The sequence below is a fragment of the Knoellia sp. AC549 genome (assembly GCF_979258975.1).
Genome location: NZ_OZ409890.1, coordinates 2431168 through 2456134, shown reverse-complemented (window position 1 = coordinate 2456134; position 24967 = coordinate 2431168). Strand labels below are relative to the sequence as shown.

The following is a 24967-nucleotide window of genomic DNA, read 5'->3' as shown; positions in this document are numbered from 1 at the left end:
ACCCGATAAAGGGGGCCTCGACCCGAGTTGGCACATCGGGTGAAGCGGGCCCTTGTCGGGTGGAGCTGGAGTCATCGGTGGCCACGAGGCAGATTCTCCCCCACCAAGGGCAGGAGGTGGACCGTGTCCCCGGGCCGGATCTGCGTGGTCTCGGCGTCGACGACCGCCAGGTGCGTGGCCTCGGCCAGGGCCCCGAGCATGTGTGACCCCTGTCCGCCTGACGGCCTCGCGCCGTCAGCACCGAGCACGACGCGGGTGAACTCGACCTTGCCCCCGATCGACGACCAGCCCTCAGCTGCGAGGGCTTCGGTGGTCGCCACCTCGGCGTCGAGACCGGCCAGGGCTCGCAGAACCGGCAGCACGAAGACGTGGAACGACACGAACGAGCTCACCGGGTTGCCGGGCAGGGTGATGATCGGCGTGCGCCGCCCGCCCACGACCCCGGCGCCCTGCGGCATGCCCGGACGCATGGCGACCTTGACGAAGTCGACGGTGCCCGTGTCCGAGAGGACCTCCTTGACCGTGTCATAGGCGCCCATCGACACCCCGCCGGTCGTGAGGACGAGGTCGGGCTGCCCCGGCATGTCCCGCAGGAGGGATGCCATGGCCTCGGCGTCGTCGTAGAGGTGGCTCCTGCCCACGACCTCGGCGCCGGCTGCGCTGACCAGCGCGGCGAGCATCACGCTGTTGGAGTCCACGATCTGGCCGTGCTCGAGCGGGGTGCCCGGCGGGACCAGCTCGTCGCCGGTGGACAGGATCGTGACCCGCGGACGCGGCGCCACCATGACGACGGCGACGTTGGACGCCGCCGCCAGAGCGACCTGGCCAGGCCCCAGGCGCGTGCCGCCGCGCAGCACCACGTCGCCGACCCGGACGTCCTCGCCCTGTGAGCGCAGGTGGCGACCGACCTCGGCCGCCAACGTGAAGGCAACCCGCGACACTCCCCCGTCGCTCGCCTCGACCGGCACGATGGCGTCGGCGCCCTCGGGCAAGGGAGCACCCGTCATGATCCGCATCGCCACTCCCGGCCGCAGCACGTGGCGACGGGTGTCGCCCGCCGCGATGTCGCCGTCGACGTCCAGCACCACGGGGACATCGGGACCGGCACCGGCGACGTCGGCCGAGCGGACGGCATACCCGTCCATTGCGCTGTTGTCGAAGCCCGGAAGGTCCACTGCCGCAACGACATCCGCAGCCAGCACTCGCCCCAGGGCCTCCGACAGGGCCACCGTCACCGGCGGCAGTGCGGCGACGAGGGCGAGCAGTGCCGCCCGGTGCTCGTCGACCGTCCTCACACGTCACCCTCGAGGCGGGCGCCGTCGTCGATGACCCGCGGCTCGTCGGCGCGCACGGTGACGTCACCGACGCAGACCACGTCACGGCCAAAGGTCACGTCCCCCTCGACCACCAAGGAGCTGGCCTGTCGGATCGACGGCACCCCCTGCGCGAAGCGGGCCTCGAAGTCGTCGATGAGCTTGAACTCGCTGGACAGGTCGATGAAGGGCTCGTCATGGTCGATGAGGGAGACCACCCGGCTCGCGGCGTCGAGCTCATAGAGGTCGGACCGCACGAGCAGCAGCTCGTTCGTCGTCTTGACCGGGCGGAACCGGTCGCGCGGCACGAAAAGGGCCCGCGACCCCTCGAAGACCTCGATCGCGGTGCCCATGGAGGACTCGATCTGGATGACGGGCGTCGAGTCCTTGCGGGTCGGGTCCACGGTCTTGCGGTTGACGATGATCGGCAGCTCGAGGACGCCTGCCCGCTCGGCCAGCTGGGTCGCGAGGACGTCGAGGTCGATCCAGAGGTTGTTGACGTGGAAGTACTCGTGCCGCTCGTTGTCGGCGAAGAACGCCTCCTCACCGGGGGCGACCTGGGCCGAGTCCCGCAGGATGAGCCGACCGTCGTCGCGACGGTGTGCGAGGTGTCCGCCCTTGCGGTCGTTGCGGGTGCGGGCACAGACCTCGGCGACGTAGGGGATGTCCTCGCTCGCCATCCAGGCCGGGATCCGGGCATCACACACGGCGCCCAGGTTGTCCGCGTTGGAGAGGAAGAGGTGGCGGAACCCCCGCTCGCGCAACGTGTCGAGCAGACCGCTGGACTGCAGCGCGATGTAGACGTCGCCGTGTCCGGGCGGGCACCACTCGAGCTCGGGGTCGTCCGGCCACGACACCGGGGTGAGGTCGTCGGCGCGCAGCTTGGGCTCGGCGCTCTGGAGGAAGGTCAGCGGCAGCCCCTCGACCTCGAGGCCCTCGTGCGCGGCGAGGATCTGCACGGTCTCGTCCTGCGTCCGGAACGAGTTCATGAAGACGACCGGCAGCTCGACGTCGTGCTCCTCGCGGAGGGCGAGGACCTGGCGCGCGATGATGTCGAGGAAGGTCAGCCCGTCACGCACCGACAGAGCGGACTTGGCGCCGCTGATCCCCATCGACGTGCCGAGTCCACCGTTGAGCTTGAGCACCACCGAGGTGGCGAGCGCCTTGCGGGCCTCGGCGGCAGTGACCTCGAGGTCGGCCAGCGCCTGCACCTCACCCAGCGGCTCGATCGAGTCCTCGAGGATGTGTCCCGTCGCGTCCGCCTCGAGCATCGCGTAGAACCGGGTGAACGCCATCGTCGCTCGCTCGTCCACCCCGCGTGCACGCATCAGCTCGGTCGCCCGCTGCAGCCCGTCATCGCCCATGCCGCAACCCTAGGCGAACGCTTCGTGCGCGTGCCGGGCTGCGGACGGCCAGACTGGTCCGGTGACCGAGGACCGCCCGAGCCGCGACAAGGCCGCCCTGCGCCCAACCCTGATCGCCGCTCGGCGAGAGACCGCGGCGGCGCGTGACCGTGACGCCGACGACCTCGTGCTGTCGGCCCACGTCGTGCGGCTCGCGGACGAGCTCGGCCTCGCCGCCGGTGACGTCGTCGCCGCGTACGAGGCACTGCCCAGCGAGCCACCCACGAAGGCGACGGTCACCGCCCTGGCCGCACGCGGCATACGCGTCGTCGTCCCGATCACGTTGCCGGACAACGACCTCGACTGGTGCGATGCACACGTCGAGCGACGTATGCCGCTGGGTCCCGACACGATCTCGGCCGCCGGGCTGATCCTCACGCCGGGCCTCGCCGTCGACCTCGCCGGGACCAGGCTGGGTCGTGGCGGTGGGAGCTATGACCGCGCCCTCGCCCGCCGGTCACCTGGCACGCGCGCGTTCGTCGTCCTCCACCCCGGGGAGCTGCACGGCGCGCGACTCCCCTTCAACACCTACGACCAGCCGGTCGACGGCATGCTCACCGTCGACGGTGTCACCTGGCTCCGGGACGGCCGATAGGTCACCCGGCACCCGCGTCGGTCAGTTCGTCTCCGGCACGAGGGCCAGCTCGGCCTCGGTCGCGTCGCGCACCGCCGCCTCGGTGAAGGGCCACGGGTGCTGACGCCCCTCGACCCAGTCCTGCGTCTGGTCGTCGTAGTGCCCGTTGAAGGCGTGCCCGCTCGCGCCGGTCTGGTTGATCCACGTCGACCGGTCGAGGGCACCGAGGTCGACGACCATCCGCATCGACGGGGCCCAGTTGGTCTCGTAGCCCTGGCTCGCGTCCCAGCCGTTGGCGTTGACGATCGCGGAGCCTCCCGGCATCTCGAAGCCACCGCGGTTGAAGATGCCGCGCACGATGCCGGGCACGCTGTCGCCACCGAGCACCTGGTGGGTGAGCTCGAGGGTGTGCAGGGCCCCCCAGCGCCAGTCTTCCGGCTCCTTGCCCAGCCGCTTGGTGAGCTCGAGGCGGGCCTCGACCTGGGCCTGACGAAGGATCTCGTCACGGCTCTCGGTGATGCCCGCGGTCTGGCGGTTGTCCCACCAGGCGCTCTTGGGGTTGCCGAGCATGCGCGTGACCGCCGCCATGTAGCGGCTGCCGCCATTGGCCCTGAGGTCCTCGGGCACCTCGTCGTCGAAGAGCAGCTTGAGGAGGTTGGCCCAGACCGCGTTGTAGTAGGCGGCGGCCGCCCCGGCGTCGGAGTCGTCGGCAGGAGTGGTGTGGTCCCAGTCGCGCAGCAGGTCCTGGGCCTCACGCATGAACGCCACCTCCTGCTCCGAGTCGTCGGCGTCACCGAGTGGGACCGAGAGGAGTGCCTTGACCAGGATCGGGGCGAACTCGTTGCGCGAGTCCATCTGGATGTCGGCCATCTGCTGCGGCGAGACCTTGCCACCGTCCCGGGTCGCACCCTCGAGCAGCTCGCGGATGCGTTGTGACCGGTAGCCGTGGTCCCACTGGGTCGTGAGGAACGGCGTCGTGCTCGCGGTCACGGACTGGTTCGCGGCCACGAGGAAGCCCTCGGCAGGGTCGAGGGACCAGGGCATCGACTCGAAGGGCACGTCCGCCTTCCAGTCGTAGGCCTCGTCCCACCCCGGAGCCGGCCAGTAGCCGGGAGGTGAGCCGGGGAAGGCGGACACCCTCACCGGCACCTGACCCGGCGCCTGGTAGCCGATGTGGCCGTCGACATCGGCGTAGAGCAGGTTCTGGGCGGGGACGGCGAAGGACCTGGCCGCCTCCCGGAACTCACCGAAGTCCTGGGCCACGTTCATGTCGAAGATCGCGTCGGCGGTCTTGCTCGGCCGCAGGCCCGTCCAGGCCATCGACACGGCGAAGTCCTGACTCGACGCCACCGTGCCCTCGGACGCCGGCACCGGGGCGCGTTCGCCGGCGTCGTCGAGGTTGCCGATGACGTCGGACATGAGCGGTCCGTGGCGCGTGGAGCGGACGGTGATCGTCACGTCGGCGCCTCCGGCCACCTTGATGACCTCTCGCCGGGTCGTGAGCGGCTCCCACGTCTCCCCCCGCAGCACGCGGTCGCCGTCGAGCCTCTCGAGATAGAAGTCGCTGACGTCGGGGCCGAGGTTGGTGAAGCCCCACGCGATCCGGTCGTTGTGGCCGATGACGACGCCGGGCACACCGGAGAAGGAGAAGCCCGCCACGTCGAGCGGGCACTGCTCCGAGACCTCGCGGCAGTGGAGGCCGACCTGGTACCAGATGCCCGGCTGCCCCGGGCTGAGGTGCGGGTCGTTGGCGAGCAGGGGCTTGCCGGTCGTGGACTTCTGCGGCCCGACCACCCACGAGTTCGAGCCGATGCCGTCACCCCGGCCGAGGAGCGCCGGGACGGCTGCAAGCGCACGTCCCACCGCGGCATACGCCCGTTGTGCCGAAGGGGTGGAGAACTCGTCAGCGGTGGTGGACGACCCGGCAGGCGGCGCGGTCAGCGCGCCCGGGATCGCGGATGACGGGCCGGCCATGGCCCCGCCCGGGCTCCAGTCCTGTGGCGAGAGGATCGGCTTGTTGTCGAGGTCGTAAGGGGGGTAGATCTCGGCGATCTGGGCGGGGCTGACGCGCGTCGAGAGGCGGGCGCGGGCCAGCTCGTCCGAGTAGTCGCCACGCAGGTCCCACGCCATCGCCTTGAGCCACGCGATGGAGTCGGCGGGCGTCCACTCGTCGATGCGGTAGTTCGAGACCTGGGCCCCGAGGACGACGTACTCGAGTGAGGTCTGCGACGGTGACCGGCCGCGGAGATAGGCGTTGACCCCGTCGGCGTAGGCCTGGAGGTAGGTGCGGGTCGACGGCTCCAGCGTCGGCAGCTCCGCCTCGGCGATTCGACGCCAGCCCATGGTGCGGATGACCTTGTCGGTCTCGAGCCCGGCGTCGCCGACGAGCTCGGAGAGCCGCCCCGACGTGACGTGGCGACGCAGGTCCATCTCGAAGAACCGGTCCTGGGCGTGGACGAAACCCTGGGCCCGGGCGATGTCGGTGACGCTGTCGCCATAGATCTGCGGGACACCGCGCTCGTCGCGCAGGACGTCGACCTTGCCGCTCAGCCCGGCGATGGTGATCTCGCCCTCGGTCTGCGGGAAGGAGCGACGGACGAGCGAGACGCCGACCATCGAGAGGACGAGAGCAGCCACGGCGAGGACGCCGACCACGGCCAGGCCCACCCGTCGGGCAACACGGTGTGAAGTCACCCTGCGAGACTAGGACAGTCAGGCGAGACGACGAGCAAGGACGGGCCGTGATCGACACCCTGGGCATGCCGCGCGCGCTCAGTGGTGCGCGAGACACCTTGGTGGCGGCCGAGTCCGGTGAGCTACACGCACTTTCGGTGGCACTGCTCATCGGCGCCGCGGTCCTCATCACCGCCATCGCCGCGGTGCGCCTCTCGACGCGGTCCGGCCTGCCCTCGCTCCTCATCTATCTCGGGATCGGCCTCGCCCTGGGCAACCGAGGCCTGGGCATCGACTTCTCCGACACCGAGCTGACCCAGGTCCTCGGCTATGCCGCCCTCGTGCTCATCCTCACCGAGGGTGGTGTCACGACGAAGTGGGACTCCATCAAGGGTGCGCTCGCCCCCGCGGCGGCCCTGGCCACCGTCGGCGTCGTCGTGTCGATCGGCGTCGTCGCCGTGGCCGCCCGGTTCGTGCTCGACATGCCGTGGAACGCCGCCCTCCTCGTCGGCGCCATCCTCGCGTCCACCGATGCCGCGGCCGTCTTCGCCGTGCTGCGCAGGGTGCCGCTGCCGCGCCGGATCAGCGGCATGCTCGAGGCCGAGTCGGGCTTCAACGACGCCCCCGTCGTCATCCTCGTCACGGCGCTGGCCGCCCAGACCGCCGCCACCGGCGGCATCTCGTGGGGGTCGCTCGCCGTCACCGTCGTCCTCGAGCTCGTCGTCGGCTCGGCCGTGGGCCTGGCGGTGGGGTGGCTGGGTGGCCGGCTGATGGCCAAGGTGGCCGGTGGGTCGTCCGCGCTCTTCGCCATCGGGGTCGTCACCATCTCGGTGCTGGCCTATGCCGCCGCCGACGTCATCCACGCGTCCGGCTTCATCGCCTGCTACCTCGCGTCCCTCGTCCTCGGCAACATGGGCCTCCCCCACCGCGCGTCCGTCCTCGGCTTCTCGACCGCTCTCGGGTGGCTCGCCCAGATCGGGCTGTTCGTCCTGCTCGGCCTGCTCGCGGACCCCGCAGGCTTCCCGTCGGTGCTGGTTCCCGCCGTCGTGCTCGGACTGGTCCTCCTCCTGGTCGCTCGACCCCTGTCGGTGATCGTGGCGTGCACACCGTTCGGGCTGGGCTGGCGGTCACAGGCGTTCCTGTCGTGGGCGGGCCTGCGCGGCGCCGTGCCGGTCGTGCTGGCGACGGTCCCCCTCACGCTGGGCACCGAGGGCGTCGAGTGGATCTTCAACCTCGTCTTCGTCCTCGTCGTCATCTTCACGCTCGTGCAGGCTCCGACCCTGCCGTGGGTCGCCCACCGGCTGGGGCTCGACAGGTCGCACCACTCCGTCGACCTCACGCTCGAGACGACGGCGTTCGACGACATCGGCGCGCACCTCATGGAGGTGACGGTCGGGCCGACGTCGCGCATCGCGGGGGTGCAGATCTATGCAGCTGCGTCTCCCGCCCGGCGCCAACGTCGCCCTGGTCGTCCGCGAGGGCGTCTCCTTCGTCCCCAAGGAGACGACGCCGTTGCGCCGCGGCGACCAGCTCCTCATCGTCACGCCTGCGGCGGTGCGCGCGACCGTCGAGAAGCGTCTGTATGCCGTGAGCCGCGGCGGCCGCCTCGCCGGCTGGTCCACCCCCGGGACCCCACCCACCTCCTGATCTCTTCGAGATCGGGCGACGCGCGCGGCTCCCGCACCGGGCACCCGCATGTCGCCCGATCTCGACGGAGCAGCCCGATGGTCTGCCGACGCAACACGCACGCAAGGTATGCCGGAACGCTCGGTTGCTGGGCGGCATACCGGAGCATCCCCCGGCGTTCCGTATCCTTGGAAACGCTCATGCCGCAGTGCCCAGGAGGGAACCCCGTGCCCACGTACGCCTATGCGTGTCGCGAATGCGACCACCGTTTCGAGGTCGTGCAGTCCTTCAGCGACGACTCGCTGTCGATCTGCCCCGAGTGTGACGGGTCGCTCCGCAAGGTCTTCAACTCCGTCGGAGTCGTCTTCAAGGGCGGCGGTTTCTATCGTAACGACTCGCGCGCGGCCGCCACGAGCAGCACGCCCGCCGCGTCGAACGGCAGCTCGTCCGACTCGGGATCGGGCACGGGCAGCTCCTCGTCCTCGAGCTCCGACTCGTCAGGCGCGTCGAAGCCCTCGAGCTCCGGCAGCTCCTCCGACGCCAAGGCGTCGTCCTCGTCGTCCAAGGCCTCCGCCTGACCCCTCGCCGTCGAGGGGCCCGACTGCCGTCAGCTGCGAGGGCCCTTGCGGTGCGGCTTCTTGTCGGGGCGCCCGCCACGTTCCTGTGACTCGCTCAGCTCGATCAGCTGCCCGGAGATGCGGGTCGTGCGCAGCTTGTCCCAGGTGCCCGAGGGCAGCGTCGCGGGCAGCTCGACGAGCGAGTGGTCGGCGCGGATGTCGATGTGGCCGAAGTCCTGCCGGCCGAGTCCGCCCTCGTTGGCGAGCGCGCCGACGATCTGACGAGGCTCGACCTTGTGGCGCCGGCCCACGGCGATCTTGTAGGTCGCCATCGGGACGTTCGATCCCCGCCGGGCCGGGCGCTCGTCGCCGCCACCCCTGCCGGGGCGAGCACCACCACGGTCGTCGCGGCGCGGGCCACGGTCCTCGAAGTCGCGCTCACGTCGCGGCGGGCGGACCGGGTCAGGACCGAGCAGCATCGGCTCGTCGCCCTGGAGCACGATCGCCAGCGCGGCGGCCACATCGGCCTCGGGCACGTCGTGGTTGCGGACGTAGTGGGCGATGACGTCACGGAAGGTGCTGAGCTCGCTCGACGCGAGGGCCGAGGTGATCCGGTCGTCGAAGCGACCCAGGCGGGTGGCGTTGATGTCCTCGACGCTGGGCAGCTGCATCTCGGTCAGGGTCGTCTTGGTGGCCTTCTCGATCGCCTTGAGGAGGTAGCGCTCCCGAGGCGTGACGAACGAGATCGCGTCGCCCGAGCGCCCGGCACGACCAGTGCGACCGATGCGGTGGACGTAGGACTCGGTGTCGGTGGGGATGTCGTAGTTGACGACGTGGCTGATCCGCTCGACGTCGAGACCGCGGGCCGCGACATCCGTGGCCACGAGGATGTCGAGCTTGCCGGACTTCAGCTGCGCGACGGTGCGCTCACGCTGTGCCTGGGCGATGTCGCCGTTGATGGCCGTGGCCGAGAAGCCACGCGCCCGCAGTTTCTCGGCGAGCATCTCGGTCTCGTTTTTGGTGCGGACGAAGACGATCATCCCCTCGAAGTTCTCGACCTCGAGGATCCGGGTGAGGGCGTCGATCTTCTGCGGGTAGGAGCAGAAGAGGTAGCGCTGGGTGATGTTGGGCGCCGTCTCCGTCGTGCGCTCGACAGTGATCTCGAGGGCGTCGGTGAGGTACTTCTTGGAGATCCGACGGATCTGCGAGGGCATGGTCGCCGAGAACAGGGCGACGTGCTTCTCCGCCGGAGTGTCCGCGAGGATCGTCTCGACGTCCTCGGCGAAGCCCATCTTGAGCATCTCGTCGGCCTCGTCGAGGACGAGGAAGCGCAGCTCCGACAGGTCGAGCGTGCCCTTCTCGAGGTGGTCCATGATCCGGCCGGGGGTGCCGACGACGATGTGGACACCGCGGCGCAGCGCGCTCAGCTGGACGCCGTAGGCCTGACCGCCGTAGACGGGGAGCACGTGGACGCCGGGCATGCGCGAGGCGTACTTCTCGAAGGCCTCGCAGACCTGAAGGGCGAGCTCACGGGTCGGCGCGAGGACGAGGGCCTGGGGCGACTTCTGCTTGAGGTCCAGGCGGCTGAGGATCGGCAGCGCGAAGGCCGCCGTCTTGCCCGTGCCGGTCTGCGCGAGACCGACCACATGGCGTCCCTCGAGGAGCGCCGGGATCGTCGCGGCCTGGATCGGGGACGGGGTCTCGTAGCCCACGTCCTTGAGCGCCCGGACGACTCTTTCGTCGAGGCCGAGGTCGGCGAAGGTGCTCTGCTCGGGCTCTTCGGGGGTCACGCTGTTGGTCACGCTGTTGTCGCTCACGACTCGACGGTACTGGCGCGCACCCCGCCACAGCGAATGACGTGCTTGCGCGGCAGGCTCTGCCGGACGGCACACCGGCCCTTCGTATGCCGTGTCGCCCGTCATCCACAGGGTCCCCTTCACCGGGTGCGTCGTCCACAGACTCCTCCCGAGCCCTCCCTCGGCTGGCCCGCCCGACCTAGCGTCGAGGAATGCCACGCCCCCGCCTTCCCTCGCCGTCCCGCCCGGAGCTCCTCGGTCCGTCCCGGCGCGCCCGCTGGCGACGGTGGGCCCTGCGCCGGGTGGCGGCCGTGGCCTGTGCGGTGGCCTCCGTGCTGGCTCTCGTCGGCATCGTCCGGCCGCCCGCACCTGCCACGACCACCGTGCTCGTGGCGGCGCGCCCCCTCCCCGCGGGGACCGTCCTCACCGCGTCGGACGTGCGGGCCGCCGACCTCAGGTCGCCGCCGACCGCGGTGGGTGCCATCGGGGCGTTGGCCGACACCGACGAGCTCGCCGGGCGTCGCCTGTCCTCGCGGGTGCAGACCGGCGAGGTGCTCACGGCTGGCCGGCTCGTGCCGCAGACGCCGGCTGACGGGCTGCCGGCGGACCATGTCGCCGCCCACGTCCTGCTCGCCGACGAGCGCTCGCTCGACCTCGTCTCGGCCGGTCAACGGGTGACGTTGTTCGCCGACACCGGAGGCTCGGCGGTCGCCCGCGACGTCCTCGTCCTCGGCGTCGACCCGCCCGACGACGTCTCCCTGGCGGGATCGTTGCCCGGGTCCCACGCCTCCCCCAGAGGTCTCGTCATCGCGCTGTCGCCCGTCGCCCTGGACCAGGTCTTCGCTGGCCAACGGCCGGACGGAGGGCCACCGCGGGTGCTGGCCGTGGTGACCGGTTGACCCGACCCGTCGCCCGGCCACGACGCGGCCGGCGCTCGCCTCGCTCGGGCCTGAGGTGACTTGTACTGTGGTCGCGCTTCGGCGAATTCTCGTCGCGCAGAGTGTTGTCGACTGAAAGGACAGAAAACCATGAGGGGCTTCAAGGACTTCGTGCTCAGGGGCAACGTCGTCGAGCTGGCTGTCGCAGTGGTCATCGCCACGGCCTTCGGCGCGGTCGTCAAGGCCATGGTCGACGTCATCATGTCCATCGTGGGCAAGGTGGGCAACCAGCCCAAGTTCGATGAGTGGAGGCCGGCTGGCATCCCGCTCGGTGCGTTCATCACCGCACTCGTGGCGTTCCTCATCCTGGCCGCCGTCGTCTACTTCTTCATCGTCAAGCCGTACACGCTCGCCAAGGAGCGCCTGTTCCCGGCGGAGCCCGAGTCCGAGACGATCGACCCCAACACCGAGCTCCTCAAGGAGATCCGCGACAGCCTGCGCGCGCGTCCCAACCTCTGACCTGTCGGCTCAGCCCCCTCGAGGATCCGCACGATCGGAGCCCGACGAGGGCTTGTCCGATCGCCGCAGGGCCGGCGCCAGCGCGGCAGTGACGAGCAGGGAGAGGACGGCCATCGCCGCCATCGCCCATCCCGCGGCGCCGGGACCATCGAGCAGCTGGGCGGTGCCGCCAGCGAGGACGGCGCCCACCCCCTGGCCGGCCATCAGCCCGGTGCTGGACAGACCGAACGCCTGACCGCGGACGTCCTGGCGGGTGTGCCAGACGAGGCGCTCCTGCATGGGCAACGAGGCCGGGTAGGCGAGCGCCGAGACCGTCACCAGCACGACCACGACGGGCATCGGCATCGACAGGGGGAAGGCGAGGAACGGCAGGGCGAGCATGACCCGCAACGGCACGACGAGCCGGTCGCGCAGCTCCTCCGACAGGAAGCGTCCGATCACGACGTCGCCGGTCAGCATGCCCACGGCGCCCGCGGCGAAGAGATAGCCGGCGTCCTCACCGGCGTAGGGGATGAACAACGCCTCGCACCCGACGATGAGACCGTTGGGGACCCACATCATCAGGAAGAGGGGGAGGACGATCGGCGACCTGAGCAGCTCCCGGTTGACGCGCCGGCTGCGCTCGACGACCTTCCCGGTCGCCCGCGGCGGATGGTCGCCGATCCCGAGCCGGACGACGGCACCCGCCACCACCCCGGCGACGGCGGCGATGCCGAACAACCAGGACGGTGACAACGCAGCCAGCACCAGGGCACCCAACCCGTAGCCGATGACCTGCATGCCGCCGACGGTGATGTTCATCGTGGCTCGGGCCAGGACGAACGCCTCCTGGGGCACGATGTCCGACAGCAGCGAGACGACCGTGCCGGACGTCGCAGCCAGGGTGACGTATCCAGCGGCGAGGATGACGAACCGCATCTCCCAGGTCAGGCCGGGCAGCAGCTGCAGCGCGGCAGTGGTCGTGGTGACCCCCGCGGTGAGGATCATCGCCGTTCGCGGACGCAGCAGGTCCGATGCGGCCAGCAGGTAGCGCGCGGTGACCAGCTGCACGAGCGGTCCACCGAAGAGCGACAGGGCCGTCAGCAGCGGCGACCCGGTCTCGTCGTACATCACGGTGCCGAGCGCGAGGCTGGAGACCACCACGCCGACCATGGCGAACAGCCGGGACACGAAGAGCACTCGGAACTCTCGGATGCCGAAGATCTCGCGGTAGGTCGTCACGGAACGTACTCTGGCGCCGACCGGGACAGCAGAGCCATCTCTTCGCGTGGAGGCGAATCATGGGGACGTGGCAGGTGCCGGCATCCGTGCTGGCGAGAGCTCGTTTCGACATCTCGCCGATGGCCGAGGTCGTCGGTGCCCTGGGCCACCTCGCCGGCAGCCGTGGCCGGTTTCAGGGTGACCGGGCCTTCGTCGCAGCGCACGGCGAGGCGTTCGCTCGGATGCTGGCCGACCACCCGGGCCGCGCAGCCGTGGCGGCGCACCACGCCCGCCGTGGCTGGCTCGCCGACTTCCTGACGCTGCCGTCGGACCGCCCCTCGCCGGGGTTCGCCCACGAGCTCTCGCTCGTCCAAGCACTGGGAGACAGGCAGATTCGTGCTGACCTGCGGAAGTCGTCGCCGAGCACCCTGCCGAGAGTCCTCACGCGGCCCGGGGTGTCGACCCACGCCACTGAGCTGTTGGAGTGGCTCTGGACGCACACGATCGCGAGCGACTGGCCGCGGCGCGAGCGCATCCTGCGCGCCGACATCGTGGCGCGCACATCACGCCTTGCCTCCCACGGCTGGGAGGGCGTGCTGCGGGACCTGGGCCGTGACCGCGAGTGGCTCGAGGGTGACGAGCTACGCATCAACCGCGCGGACCATCCCACTCGGCGACTGGGCACGGACGCCCAGCTGACCTTCATCCCCGTGGGGTGGGACGGCAGCTGGGTCGGCTGGGCCCTGCCGGACAGGTATGCCATCTACTACCCCATGACCGGCGCACTCGCTCCCCTGGCCAGCGAGACGCCCGAGGGACTCGCCCGGCTCGTCGGCCCGAACCGGGCCCTCATCCTGAGAGAGCTGGGCGACCCCGCGAGCACGACGGCTCTGGCTGCCCGAACGCGCCTGCCGATGGGGGCGGTCGGCAACCACCTCAAGGTGCTCCTCGACAGCGGGCTCGTGCTGCGTCGCCGATCGGGTCGCGAGGTCCTCTACTGGCGCACGGCCCTCGGCGACGCCCTCACCGCCGCCGGGACGTGACGGCCGGGTGACGGGCTGACCCGTCACGGCGCCGTGGGGCTCAGTCCCAGTGGGGCGGACGGTTCTCGCGCAACCACCGTGCGGACGCGTCGCCGTCCCCGGCCTCACCCCACCCTTCGTCCGTGTCGTCCTTGCTCTGGTCGACCTTTTCGGCGGTATGCCGTCCACTCCCGGCGCCTTCATCGCCCGGCAGTGCGTCGCTCGGCTCTGCTTCCTCTGGGATGGCGCGCGGCTCGGGCTCCGCCGGCTCCACGGCCACGGGGCGGCTGGACGTCAGCCCCGCGTCGGAGCCGACCCGCCGGGGACCGCTCGACGAGCGACGGGAGGGACGCGTCATGACCCGCCGCGCTCCGCGAGGTCCCGGATCCGGGCGACGTCGCGCGCAGGGTCGCGGAAGGCGTCGCGGGTCCAGACCCGCACGTGGCTCCAGCCCAGACGGCCGAGGTGCTCGGCACGCAGACGGTCACGGTCCCGGGCACTGGACATCGCGGCATACGCCGGGCCGTCGGACTCGACGGCGACGGCCAGCCGGCCGCGGTGGTTCGGGTCCTCCACGGCGAGGTCGATGGGGTCGGCCGAGGACCCGTAGCGCTCGTGGACGGTGAGCCCACCGGCCCGCAGGCGGCGGGCGAACTCGGCCATGACGACCGACGCTGCGGCCAGGTCGGAGCTGTCACCGCCGACCGGCGGAGCGGCCTCGTCGACCGGGCCCGAGGAAGCAGCGGCGCCGGGGTGGGCGCCATGGGTTGCGCCGGCTGCGTGCGCGAGGAAGTCGCGCAGCATGACGGCTCCCCTGGCCTTGAGTCGCTGGGGGTCGAGCTCGTCGGCGCTGATCGACGACACGACCGTCATGCGCTTCTTGGCCCGGGTGATGGCGACGTTGAGCCGGCGCTCCCCGCCCTCGACGTTGAGTGGGCCAAAGCGGTGCAGCACCCGCCCGTGCGGGGTCTTGCCGTAGCCGACGGAGAGGATGATCGCGTCCCGCTCGTCGCCCTGGACGCGCTCGAGGTTCTTGATGAAGAAGCGCTCGTGGAGGTCCTCCTTGAAGAAGGCCGCTGTCCGCGGCTCCAGGCCGAGCAGCGCCCGGCGCACCGCGTCCTCGAGTCGCTGGGTGTGCGCAAGCCCGAGGGCGATGACCCCGAGGCTCTCGCCCGGCCGTTCGCGAGCATGCTCGATGACGAGCTCGACGACTCGCTCGACCTCGGCCTGGGTGGTCTCGACGCTGCCCGCCCCCTCGGTGACGACTCCGGCCCCGTCGACGAGCTCGTGCTGCAGCACCGGGGCCGCGCCGGCACCCGGGAAGGTGACGAGCGACCCGTCGTAGACGTGCTCGTTGGCGAACGAGATGAGCCGCTCGTCCTGCGAGCGGTAGTGCCAGGACAGGCGGCGGCTCGGCAGGGTCGCGGCCATGACGTCGAGGACCGACTCGACACCCTCGGTGAGCGAGTCGTCCGGCGAGGCGTCGCCCGCATCGGTGACGGTCGTGAAGAAGGACGTCGGGGGCAGCTGCTTGGCGTCCCCCGCGAGGACGACCTGACGGGCTCGCGAGATCGCCGACACTGCCTCGGCCGGTGGGATCTGCGAGGCCTCGTCGAAGACGACGACGTCGAACCACACACCGGGAGGCAGCACGGACGCGACGACGAGCGGGCTCATGACCCAGCACGGCCGCACGGCGGTGAGCAGCTCACCCGTGGCCGGCAGCAGGTCGCGCAGCGCCCGGTGACGACGTGACTTCGCGCCCTCGGCGCGGATGAGGCTCTCGTGCTCCGGTGCGTCCGCGAGGACGCGGTCGACGTTGGCGCGCACGGCGGCGCGGACGCGACTGGCGTTGTGTCGCAGCACTTCCCGGTCGGCGGCAGCGAACTCGCCGACGGTCCGGCGCAGGTCGTCGCCGTCGTGAGCTCCGACCCGGGCGTCACGCAGGGAGATGTCGTCGAGCACGGAGCTCCACCACACGAACTCGGCCTCGCCCGCGACCCGGTCGGCACTCACGCCACGGGTCGAGAAGTCGTCGAGGAGCCCCCCGAGCCCGGCGGCACGCAGGGACTCGGTCGGACCGATGACCGAGGGCACGACGGCCAGCCTGTCGGGCGCCTGCGCGAGCGCCTGCAGGCGCGCACTGAGCTCCGCGCGGGGCACGTCCACCAGGCTGGGGGCACCGTCCGTGGTCGGCACACGCTCGTCGAGCCAGGCGAGGTCAGCCGCGAGAGCGGCATACGCCTCCATCGCCCGGTCGAGGTCCGCCGGCATCTCCGGACGCCCGCCGGCTCCGGCCATCTCGCGCCAGGCGCTGCGCTGCTCGTTCGCCGCGACGAGCGCCGCATGGAGGTCCGCGGGCGGACGTCCGGGGCGCACATAGCGACGCACCTGACGCCTCAGGCTGCGCCGCTCCCACCAGCCGAGGTCGGCACCGACGGTCGACCGGTAGTCCGGAGAGCCGGTGGCCGCGACGAAGTCGCCGAGCGGGACGTCGAAGATCTCGGGCCGGAACGTCTCGAGGGTGTCGCGCACCTCGGCGACGGTGTCGAGGATGCGCCCCCAGTCGCGCACGGTCCGTGCGGTGGGCAGGCTCAGTCCCTTGAAGACCTCAGCGAGGATGGAGCCGACGCCCGAGATGCCGTCGCCGGACCAGCGCTCGACGAGCTCACGCGCGCGCACGGCGTCGTCCGGCGTGCGGACCCTGGCGCCGAACCAGGGGTCGGCGGCGTGGTCGGTGCGCCAGGCACCGAGGGACGCGATCCGGGTGAGCTCGCGGGTGAGCACCTCGTAGCGGTCGCGGGGCAGGGACTGCAGGGCCTCACCGCGGATGCGCACGCGCGAGTGCGGCGGGTGCTCACTCCCGCCGAGCGCGCTGATCGCCTCCTGCACGTCGTGGACGGAGACGCCCCACGGGTGGCGCGGCTCGTGCATGGCGTCGCGGTGCTCGCGCAGCGTGGATGCGGCGGCACGCAGCCGGTCGACGTCGCGGCCGGGCGGGTCGGAGGGTCGCTTCGTGTGACCGGGGAGCGACTCCGCGAGCTCGGCAGCGAGGCGTCGACGGCCCCGCGCGCCGTCGTGGAGGTCGAGGACGAGGTCGCCGAGACCGACCCGGTCGAGCCGGCCCACGACGGCATCGATGGCAGCCCGCTTCTCGGCGACGAAGAGCACGCGCTTGCCGTCCGCCGCGAGGGCCGCGACGAGGTTGGCGATGGTCTGCGACTTGCCCGTGCCGGGCGGGCCGTGGATGACGAGGTGCGCGCCGGAGCGGGCCGCCTCGATGGCCTCCTGCTGGGAGGAGTCTGCGTCGAGGACCAGCAGGCCCTGGGCGGGGTCGGGCACGCTGTCGAGCGGGCGGCTCGGCAGCTCGTGGCGCACGGACCGCATGGCCGTGGGATCGCCGGCCATGGCCGCGATGACGTCGTGGTCGGCGAGCGCGTCGCCCTGGGTGGCGAGGTCGGCGACCATCGGCAGCTTGGCGTAGGAGAAGGTGCCCAGCACGATCCGTGGCGAGACCTCGAAGTCCGGCACGTCGGCGCAGGCCTCGGTGAGCGCGGCATACGCCGGATAGGGGTCGAAGCCACCGGCGGTGTGCGTCAGGGCCTCGAACCGCTCGGGGTCGATCGTCAGTCCCTGCTCGGACGAGAGGTAGTGCTCGAGCACCGGGTTGAACTCGATCTCGTCGCCGAGGTCGAGCTCGTAGTCGTCGTGCTGCGGAGTCGTCGGCCGCAGCGTGCAGCTCCGCAGGAACACTGGCGCGGCAGGTTGCCGGGGCGTCGCCGCCTTGCCGCGGCCCAGGCTCCACGTGGCCATCCCCACGGCCACGAACCCCGTGTCGATACCGCGCTCCTCGCGCAGCTCACGGCTCTTGGCGGCGATGGTGCGGGCTCGTCGCCTGGCCTCGTCGAACGCCACCGGCTCACGCACGAGATCGGACAGCCGGGTCGGCCGGCCGGCCAGGAGCATGGAGACGCCGCCCGGGTGCGCCGTGGTGAGGTCGAGCGTGCCGGTGGGCAGGTCGCGATACCAGAGCAGGGTGTTGCGACCCCCGAGGTCGACGAGGTGCCTGGTCCATCCCGCCACGGCGTGGCGGACTCGCTCGGTCCGCGAGTCGATCTCTGACTGCGGTCCGATGTCACTCACCGCTGCAGGCTAACAACGACCGCTGGTATGCCGTGCCGCGCTCGCGCTGGCATCTCACGTCACGACCGAGAACCGTCCCGGCGGGCGCTGTGCACTGCCTCGCCACAGCGCAGCAGTGCACAGCACACGGCGCTACAACGAGGGATCCGCCGGGCCGCGCAGCACGACGGCCGCGACCCCGATGGCCAGGGCGATGACGAGGCAGGCGAGGGCGAGGACGTGGAAGCTCGCCCGGTCGACGACGACTCCGGCCAGGGCCCCGCCCAGTCCGGCCGACAGCCCCATGACGAGGTCGCTGGCTCCCTGCGCGCCGGGGCGCTCGGCGACCGGGAGCGCTCCCGTGAGCAGCGTCGAGCCGGACACCAAGGTGCAGGACCAGCCCAGCCCGAGGAGGAAGAGCGCGATGAGCAGTCCGGTCGAGTGACCCATCGGCGCCGTCGATGCCAGCAGCGTCGCCGCGGCGAGGATGCCGGATCCGGCCATCGCGACGGCTCGGCCGCCGAGCCGGTCGACCGCCATGCCCGTGAGCGGCGAGAACGCGAACATCCCGAGGATGTGGATGCTGATGACGAAGCCGATGACCGTGAGGTCGGCGTGGCCGTGGCGCATGTGCAGCGGCGTCATGACCATGACGCTGACCATCGTCATGTGCCCGAGCGCCAGGGTGATGAGCCCGAGCAGGGCCTGGGGTCGCGCGACGACGACGCGCAGGCCGCGGCCGATGGACCCGTGGGTCCGCCCGGACGCGCCGGGGTCGGCGTCGGTGACGCGCTTGCGGGCCTCGATCAGCGGGTCGGGGCGGAGCCGACAGGTCAGCACCGCGATGGCGAGCACCAGGCCGACGAGCGAGAAGACGAAGGGGCCGGTGAGGCGCGGGATGCCCAGCACCCGGGACACGCTCTCGCTGGGCCCGACGAGGTTGGGGCCGAGCACGCTCCCGATCGTCGTGGCCCACACGACGAGGCTGAGGTCCCGCCCACGGTGGGCCGGGTCGGCAAGGTCGGCCGCGGCATACCTCGCCTGGTTGTTGGATGCCGTGGAGCCGCCGAAGAGCAGGCTCGCCACGAGCAGCAGCGCGAAGCTGCCGACGATGCCGGAGGCGATGAGTCCGAGGGCACCCACGAACGACAGCGCGTAGCCCAGGACGAGTCCCGGACGCCTCCCGCGAGCGGCGCTGAGTCGGGCCATCGGGATGGCGATGAGGGCCGAGCCGATGACCTGGAAGGTCGACCCGAGCCCGGCATAGGTCGGCGACCCCGAGACGTCCTCGGCGAGGAGGGCGCCGACCGCGACACCGCTCGCGAGCGAGACACCACCGAGGATCTGCGACATCGAGAGGGTGGCGACGGTGCGGCGCTGCACCGGGTCGCGATGCGTGGTCGTCTCGGTGTGGTCCGGTGCCGTCACGCGCCGAGTATGCCGTGATCTAGTCTGGTTCGCGGCCTCCGGGCCCTTCCCGCCCTCGTCAGCTCAGGGGAAGAGCACTTCTCTCCTAAAGAAGGTGTCGCGTGTTCGAATCACGCCGAGGGCACCATCGCGCGACGGTCACTCTCACCGAGCTGGGTTGGCCTGCGCCCAGGCCACGATCTCGTCGGGCTTGTTGAGAGCCGTGCCGTCATCGAGCACCAGGACGGGCACGAAGAACGAGCCGGTCAGCGCGTGGACCTCGCGATGCACCTTGCGCTGCAGGAACTTCGGCAGGTGCTCCTGGCCCCTGGCCTTGACCAGCTCGGGCGCATGTCCCGCGTCGACCAGCGCCTGGTGCGCCTTGTGGCAGTCATGGTGGTCGCTACCGCCCGTGCCCCAGCAGATGTAGAGCCTCATCCCGCCGCCTCCTGATCGTCACGGTTGCGGCACCGAACCTACTCGCGGTCATCGGTCTTCGGGATAGCCCTTCAGGGCCACGCCCCCCGGCCGAGCCGACGAAGTGCCCGTTTCCGCGTCGCAGCACGTACTCTTGACCCTGTGTCCCGCCGCTCGGCGAGGACGCACCGCGACACCGGGGCCAAGGATCGACCCCGGCACGCATGCACGTTGGCCGCAGTCGCCGTCCTCTCGGCATGGCCACGTCGCCTCACGCCCGGTGGACCCGGCGCCGACTTCGGCGCACCCCACCCTGTCCGACTCAGGAGAAGGAACCGCTTGGCACAGCGAGCTCCCCGCCGCGCTGGCGCGCAGCGCACCACGACGCGCGACCAGCGGCGCCCCCGCGCCCGTGACGCCGAGGGCATCATCCCCGTCCTCGCCAAGACCATCCGGCAGGTCGAAGCCGCCGCGCGCGGCGGCAAGGTCAAGCCCAGCGGTCGCACGGCATACCAGGTCGTCGCCCTGCTCATGCGCGAGGAACGCGCCCGGGTCAAGGCAGACACCGCCATCTCGGAGGCGCAGCGGACCGGCGCGCTCACCCGGCTCGACGGCATCGCCACGATCCTTGCCAAGATGGCGGCCCGCGACACCTCGCTGCTGGCCCTGCTGGCCGACGGGGCCGACGTGTCCTACTCGGCCAAGAGCCTCAAGAACGACCTCCTCAGAGCCAGCGGGCAGGAGCCCGAGCCAGAGCCCGAGCCCGAACCGCCGGCGCCTGCTGACTTCGGCGCACCCGCCCCGCGCCGGGTCGTCCCGCAGACCGTCATCGCCCGCCAGCTCGCGAACCCCTTCCTCGCGCCGGACTTCTCGTCCGTCCAGACCCGTCGTCCGACGACGAACCGGCTCGGTGACTGGGAGCTGCTCAACCCGCTGTTCCGCGCGTTCGAGTACGGCGGCGACGCCACGTGCATGCCGCTGCCCGAGCCGGCTGCTGTCGTGCACGGCATCAAGGACCTCGAGCTCATGCACCACCAGGCCCAGGTCGTGGCAGCCGCAGCGGCGGGCCACCGCACCTTCCTCCTCGCCGACGAACCGGGTCTGGGCAAGACCGCGCAGGCGCTGCTCGCCGCCGACGCGGCCAACGCCTTCCCGCTGCTCGTCGTGGTCCCCAACGTCGTCAAGGCCAACTGGGCGCACGAGGCCGCGCTCTGGACCCCGCGTCGGGCCGCCACGGTCATCCATGGCGACGGCGAGTCCATCGACGGCTTCGCCGACATCGTCATCGTCAACTACGAGATCCTCGACCGGCACGTGGGCTGGCTCGGGAACCACGGCTTCCGCGGGATGGTCGTCGACGAGGCGCACTTCATCAAGAACAAGTCCTCGCAGCGCTCGCAGCACGTCCTCGAGGTGTCCGAGCGCATTCGGGCGCGCACGAGCAACGCGCTGTTCATGGCCCTCACCGGCACGCCGCTGATCAACGACATCGAGGACTTCAGGGCGATCTGGCAGTTCCTGGGATGGATCGAGGCCAAGAAGCCCAGGCACGAGCTCATGGCCGCCCTCGAGGAGACCGGCCTGACGCCCGCCGACCCCGGCTTCTATGCCGCCGCGCGCACCAGCGTCATCGACCTCGGCATCGTGCGACGCCGCAAGATCGACGTCGCGTCCGACATCCCCGCCCGTCGCGTCGCCGACCTGCCGGTGGAGCTCGACGACGAGGCCAGCCGCTCGATCCGCGCCGCGGAGGAGGAGCTGACCCGTCGCTTGGTCGCCCGCTACGAGTCGACGCTGGCGGCCCGCAAGACCGCTCCGGTGGGCGAGGGCATCGACCACGACCTCGTCCGTCGGGTCGCCGAGTGGGAGCGCAAGAACGCCGGCTCGGCCAAGACCGGCGACAACGTGTTCACGGTGATGCGCCGGATCGGGCAGGCCAAGGCCGGCCTGGCCGCCGACTACGCCGCCCAGCTCGCCCGGAGCGTCGGCAAGGTGGTCCTCTTCGCCAAGCACGTCGACGTCATGGACACGGCCGAGCAGACCTTCGCCAGGCGGGGCGTCGGCTACGCGTCGATCCGCGGCGACCAGACGCCCAAGGTGCGCAAGGCCAACATCGAGGCGTTCCTCACCGACCCCGACGTCGCCGTCGTCGTGTGCTCGCTCACCGCGGCCGGGGTGGGTCTCAACCTCCAGGTCGCCTCGAACGTCGTGCTGGCCGAGCTGTCCTGGACCTCGGCGGAGCAGACGCAGGCCATCGACCGGGTGCACCGCATCGGCCAGACCGAACCGGTCACCGCGTGGCGGATCATCGCCGCCCAGACGATCGACTCCAGGCTGGCTCAGCTCATCGACGACAAGGCGGGGCTCGCCGCCCGCGCCCTGGATGGTTCGGACGAGGAGATCGGCTCCTCGGCCGACGTGCAGCTCGAGGCGCTCATGTCGATGCTGACCGAGGCGTTGCAGGCCGCCGAGCACTGACGCCGGTCACCGGTCCGCGATGGCCTGACTGATGAGCAGCGCGTAGGCCTCGATGCTCGCCGGACCACTGAGGCGGCTGTCCTCACCGACGACGAAGTGAGGCGTCGACACGATGCCACTCGCCTGCGCCGCCGCGACATCGGCCGCCACCTCCGCCGAACGCTCGGACGAGGCGAGCAGGTCCCCCACCCGATGCTCGTCGAGGCCGGCCTCCGCCGCGAGACGTTGCAGGACCCGTGATGAACCCACGTCGAGTCCCTCGGTGAACACGGCGGCATACAGTCGCTCGAGGACAGCGCCCTGGAGCGCAGGGCCACCGAGCGCGAGACCCAGCGCGACGAGGCGGTGCGCATCCGTGGTGTCGGCCGTGGGAGGGCTCGTCACGGTGATGTCGATGCCATCCGGTCGGCACGCGATGGCCGCTCGCTCGAGCTCGTCAGGGGGCACCGGACCGGCGAGGAAGGCGTGGTGGATGAGGACGATGTCTGCGGGACGTTCGGACACCGCGACGGCCGCTTCGACGCGATGCTTCGCGACGTAGGACCACGGGTCGGTGACGTCACCCCACAGGCCAAGAACGAGGTCGGTCATGCACCAACTGTTCCACATGACGACGAACGCCCCCGTTCCCGCGAGGGCCCAGGGGCGTTCGATCTGGCGTATGCCGGACGGTCACCTGTCGAGGACGACCTGGCCTGCTCAGAAGCGGCCGAAGCCGGTGGGGGTGCCCCACATGTTGCGCTCGCTCGTCGACTTCCCGGTGCGGGGCGAGTCGATCATCATGTCGCCACCGGTGAAGATGCCGACGTGGTAGGCGGGGCTGCCGTAGAACACGAGGTCGCCGGGGCGAGGGCTCGACACGCGGGTCGCGGCGCGCTGCTGGGCGGACGCGGTGCGAGGGATGGAGATCCCGGCCTTGTTGTAGACGTACTGGGTGAAGCCCGAGCAGTCGAAGCCGGCCGGGGTGCTGCCGCCGTAGACGTAGGCGATGCCGAGGAGGCCACGAGCGATGTTGACGACCTGGCTCGAGGACTTGCTGCTCGTCGACGTCGAGCTCGGGGCCGGGGCGCTCGGGGACTTCGTGGGAGCGGTGACGCGCGTGCGAGAGGAGGACCGGCTCGTCGTCGGCGTGGTGCGCGTCCTCGTCGAGCGCTGCGTGGTCTCGGAGCGCTCGCTGCGTTCGCCGTCCGCGACGAGGCGGCTCTCGCGGGGCTCTTCCTCACGCACGACGGGCTGCGGACGCGGCTTGGGCTTGGGCCTCGGCTTCGCGATGACCGTGACGCCGGTGACACCGACGGCCTGGGCCACGACCGGCGCAGCGGCCAGGGGGGCGCTGATGGCCGGGGCGGCCGGAGCGACAGCCGGGGCTGCGGGAGGGCTGCTGCTCACCTGCTGGGCCGTGTCGGGGGCAGCGGAGGCCGGGAGGGCGAACGCCGCCACCAGGCCACCCGAGGCTGCGAGCACCGCGGTGGCCTTGGCGCCGGTCGCACCGGCGCGCGAGGCGATGACGGACAGTTCGGCGACAGGGTTGTGTCGTCCGGGCGTGCGGTGACGCCCAGGGGTGGAGTGAGCCACGGTGAACCTCTCGGTGCCTACGGGGTGAGCTGTCGGGTTCGGACGGAGGTTCTGCCCGGTCAGTCGGAACTGACTTAACCCCAAGGAGCGACCAGTGGTCGCCCCAGAATTGGGTCCCCCGCTCCTGTCAAGCGGATTGCGATGCAGTCGACGACGGTGACAGGACTCGGCAAATCCGTCGCGACGACTCACCCCAGGGGGAGATGAGTCGTGGCCACGGTACCCAATTCCCCGGCCGAAGTCACGTTTGGGTCACGGCGCCCGGAACGTGAGCGGAGACCGCCGCGTCTGGGCACACGACGAGGGCGGCAGGACCCGTTGAGGTCCCGCCGCCCTCGGACGTCGGCTCAGGTCACTCGACCGAGATGTGCACGTGGTCGTAGTGGTTGGCCGTCACCGACCCACGGTCGTCCATGGACCGCCAGCCGGAGGCGCCGGCGAGCCAGATGCGCTGCTTCCAGATCACGTAGGTGATGTCGAGCCTGCCCATGTTGTTGACGGCCCATTGGGCGACGGAGTCACCCGTGGACCCGGACACCATGACATCGACCGCACGGCCGCTGCCATGGTCGCCCGCACCTGCGCGGTAGCCACCGATGCTGGTGATGCCGAAGTTGGAGCGAACCGCCGAGCACACCGTGGAGGCGTTGCTGCCCAGGCCCTTGTCGCTGCACCAGCCGACGTACTCACCGGAGCCGACACCCGAGGGGACGGACGAGGTCGACCTCGACGACCGCGACGAGGACGACGAGGTCGACGACTTCGACTCCTCCTGCGAGGACGCCTCGGACGACTCGGAGGTCTCGCTCTCCTCGGCCCTCTCAGCCCTCTCGGGCGTCTCGGCCTTCTCGGGCGTCTCGACGGCCTTGGGCTCGGGCTTCGGCTTCGGCTTCGGCTTGGGCTTGGCCACCGCGGTGACACCGATGGGACCGGCCGCGACCTTGACGCTGTCGGCGACGGCCGGCGCCGTCACGGAGGTGGCACCGGCGACCGCCGTGCGGCCCGAGCTGCGCGACGTGGTGCCGGCCACGGAGTCGGCGCGATCGCGAGCCACGAGTGCCGAGGTCTGACCTGACAGCTCGACCTGGGGCGGGTCTGCCTGGACGGGGATGGCCAGCGCAGCCGCGATGCTGGTGGCCAGGCCCAGGCCGACGAGGCCCTTGAGCATGGTGGGGCGGGACATCGACGAGAACGAGCGGAGATCGGGGAGCCGACCGCGCTCAGAAGCGCGTCGTCGACCGGGACGGGACACAGGGGAAATCACGAACGAGAACCTCTCGGGTGGATCAGGGATGACCCCACGGTAACGGCGCCCTCCCCCAAAGTCACATTCCGGTAACGGGCGCGCCGGATCCACGACGGCACCCAGGCCGCCGGGCCGCGCTCATCCAGCCGCGTGCGAGAGGT

Annotated in this window: 18 protein-coding genes, 1 tRNA gene and 1 riboswitch; of the genes, 7 read left to right on the top strand and 12 right to left on the bottom strand. The window is 71.2% G+C overall.

The genetic code is table 11. The features are described from left to right. Nucleotides 1-71: 71 nt before the first annotated feature. Nucleotides 72-1295, bottom strand: a complete 1224-nt coding sequence (locus ACZZ98_RS11995) for a molybdopterin molybdotransferase MoeA (protein ID WP_463516452.1) — start codon at nt 1293-1295, stop codon at nt 72-74. Next, nucleotides 1292-2677 (bottom strand): UTP--glucose-1-phosphate uridylyltransferase, encoded by a 1386-nt coding sequence (locus tag ACZZ98_RS11990; RefSeq protein ID WP_463516451.1) that lies wholly within the window; start codon nt 2675-2677, stop codon nt 1292-1294. The genes ACZZ98_RS11995 and ACZZ98_RS11990 overlap by 4 nt, the downstream gene beginning before the upstream one ends. A gap of 61 nt (nt 2678-2738) precedes the next feature. Here ACZZ98_RS11990 and ACZZ98_RS11985 point away from each other — a divergent pair, with 61 nt between their 5' ends. Then, nucleotides 2739-3311, top strand: coding sequence for a 5-formyltetrahydrofolate cyclo-ligase (locus ACZZ98_RS11985; protein WP_463516450.1), 573 nt, complete (start codon nt 2739-2741; stop codon nt 3309-3311). Nucleotides 3312-3332: 21 nt separating this feature from the next. Here the strand turns inward: ACZZ98_RS11985 and ACZZ98_RS11980 are convergent, their stop codons facing one another. After that, nucleotides 3333-5984 carry a penicillin acylase family protein gene (locus ACZZ98_RS11980; RefSeq protein ID WP_463516449.1) on the bottom strand — a complete coding sequence of 884 codons (2652 nt, stop codon included), beginning with the start codon at nt 5982-5984 and terminating at the stop codon, nt 3333-3335. Nucleotides 5985-6031: 47 nt separating this feature from the next. On the opposite strand from ACZZ98_RS11980, the gene ACZZ98_RS11975 reads away from it, so the two are divergent. Then, the gene (locus ACZZ98_RS11975) at nt 6032-8167 is read left to right on the top strand and encodes a potassium/proton antiporter (protein WP_463516448.1); all 2136 of its coding nucleotides are present in this window, start codon (nt 6032-6034) and stop codon (nt 8165-8167) included. A gap of 29 nt (nt 8168-8196) precedes the next feature. Here ACZZ98_RS11975 and ACZZ98_RS11970 read toward each other — a convergent pair whose 3' ends face one another. After that, on the bottom strand, nt 8197-10068 hold the full coding sequence (locus ACZZ98_RS11970; RefSeq protein WP_463517773.1) for a DEAD/DEAH box helicase: 1872 nt from the start codon (nt 10066-10068) through the stop codon (nt 8197-8199). An 86-nt stretch (nt 10069-10154) separates the two neighbouring features. On the opposite strand from ACZZ98_RS11970, the gene ACZZ98_RS11965 reads away from it, so the two are divergent. Further along, a complete protein-coding gene (locus ACZZ98_RS11965) occupies nt 10155-10841 on the top strand; it encodes an SAF domain-containing protein (RefSeq protein WP_463516447.1) in 687 nt (228 codons plus the stop codon). Between the two features lie 129 nt (nt 10842-10970). Beyond that, complete coding sequence (gene mscL / locus ACZZ98_RS11960) at nt 10971-11339, top strand: large conductance mechanosensitive channel protein MscL (protein ID WP_463516446.1); 369 nt, start codon at nt 10971-10973, stop codon at nt 11337-11339. Between the two features lie 9 nt (nt 11340-11348). On the opposite strand, the gene ACZZ98_RS11955 is transcribed toward mscL, so the two are convergent. Beyond that, nucleotides 11349-12560 (bottom strand): MFS transporter, encoded by a 1212-nt coding sequence (locus tag ACZZ98_RS11955; RefSeq protein WP_463516445.1) that lies wholly within the window; start codon nt 12558-12560, stop codon nt 11349-11351. Between the two features lie 59 nt (nt 12561-12619). Between ACZZ98_RS11955 and ACZZ98_RS11950 the strand changes: the two genes are divergently transcribed. Next, nucleotides 12620-13582 carry an ArsR/SmtB family transcription factor gene (locus ACZZ98_RS11950; RefSeq protein WP_463516444.1) on the top strand — a complete coding sequence of 321 codons (963 nt, stop codon included), beginning with the start codon at nt 12620-12622 and terminating at the stop codon, nt 13580-13582. A gap of 40 nt (nt 13583-13622) precedes the next feature. Here ACZZ98_RS11950 and ACZZ98_RS11945 read toward each other — a convergent pair whose 3' ends face one another. The 3 genes from ACZZ98_RS11945 to ACZZ98_RS11935 form a co-directional block, all read right to left on the bottom strand. Further along, nucleotides 13623-13919, bottom strand: a complete 297-nt coding sequence (locus tag ACZZ98_RS11945) for a hypothetical protein (protein ID WP_463516443.1) — start codon at nt 13917-13919, stop codon at nt 13623-13625. Next, nucleotides 13916-17704: an AAA domain-containing protein gene (locus ACZZ98_RS11940; protein WP_463516442.1), complete on the bottom strand. Its 3789-nt coding sequence runs from the start codon at nt 17702-17704 to the stop codon at nt 13916-13918. The genes ACZZ98_RS11945 and ACZZ98_RS11940 overlap by 4 nt, the downstream gene beginning before the upstream one ends. 132 nt (nt 17705-17836) lie before the next feature. Next, nucleotides 17837-19111: an MFS transporter gene (locus ACZZ98_RS11935; RefSeq protein ID WP_463516441.1), complete on the bottom strand. Its 1275-nt coding sequence runs from the start codon at nt 19109-19111 to the stop codon at nt 17837-17839. 51 nt (nt 19112-19162) lie between these two features. On the opposite strand from ACZZ98_RS11935, the gene ACZZ98_RS11930 reads away from it, so the two are divergent. After that, a tRNA-Arg gene (locus ACZZ98_RS11930) sits at nt 19163-19238 on the top strand. A 17-nt stretch (nt 19239-19255) separates the two neighbouring features. On the opposite strand, the gene ACZZ98_RS11925 is transcribed toward ACZZ98_RS11930, so the two are convergent. After that, nucleotides 19256-19528 (bottom strand): hypothetical protein, encoded by a 273-nt coding sequence (locus ACZZ98_RS11925; RefSeq protein ID WP_463516440.1) that lies wholly within the window; start codon nt 19526-19528, stop codon nt 19256-19258. Nucleotides 19529-19846: 318 nt separating this feature from the next. Here ACZZ98_RS11925 and ACZZ98_RS11920 point away from each other — a divergent pair, with 318 nt between their 5' ends. Further along, complete coding sequence (locus ACZZ98_RS11920) at nt 19847-21985, top strand: DEAD/DEAH box helicase (protein WP_463516439.1); 2139 nt, start codon at nt 19847-19849, stop codon at nt 21983-21985. Nucleotides 21986-21991: 6 nt separating this feature from the next. On the opposite strand, the gene ACZZ98_RS11915 is transcribed toward ACZZ98_RS11920, so the two are convergent. The 3 genes from ACZZ98_RS11915 to ACZZ98_RS11905 all read right to left on the bottom strand — a co-directional run bounded on the left by ACZZ98_RS11915 (nt 21992) and on the right by ACZZ98_RS11905 (nt 24743). After that, a complete protein-coding gene (locus tag ACZZ98_RS11915) occupies nt 21992-22576 on the bottom strand; it encodes a DsbA family oxidoreductase (protein WP_463516438.1) in 585 nt (194 codons plus the stop codon). A 108-nt stretch (nt 22577-22684) separates the two neighbouring features. Continuing rightward, on the bottom strand, nt 22685-23560 hold the full coding sequence (locus tag ACZZ98_RS11910) for a C40 family peptidase (RefSeq protein ID WP_463516437.1): 876 nt from the start codon (nt 23558-23560) through the stop codon (nt 22685-22687). Between the two features lie 2 nt (nt 23561-23562). Continuing rightward, nucleotides 23563-23711: riboswitch (cyclic di-AMP (ydaO/yuaA leader) on the bottom strand. Nucleotides 23712-23912: 201 nt separating this feature from the next. Then, the gene (locus ACZZ98_RS11905; protein ID WP_463516436.1) at nt 23913-24743 is read right to left on the bottom strand and encodes a hypothetical protein; all 831 of its coding nucleotides are present in this window, start codon (nt 24741-24743) and stop codon (nt 23913-23915) included. Nucleotides 24744-24967 lie beyond the last annotated feature (224 nt).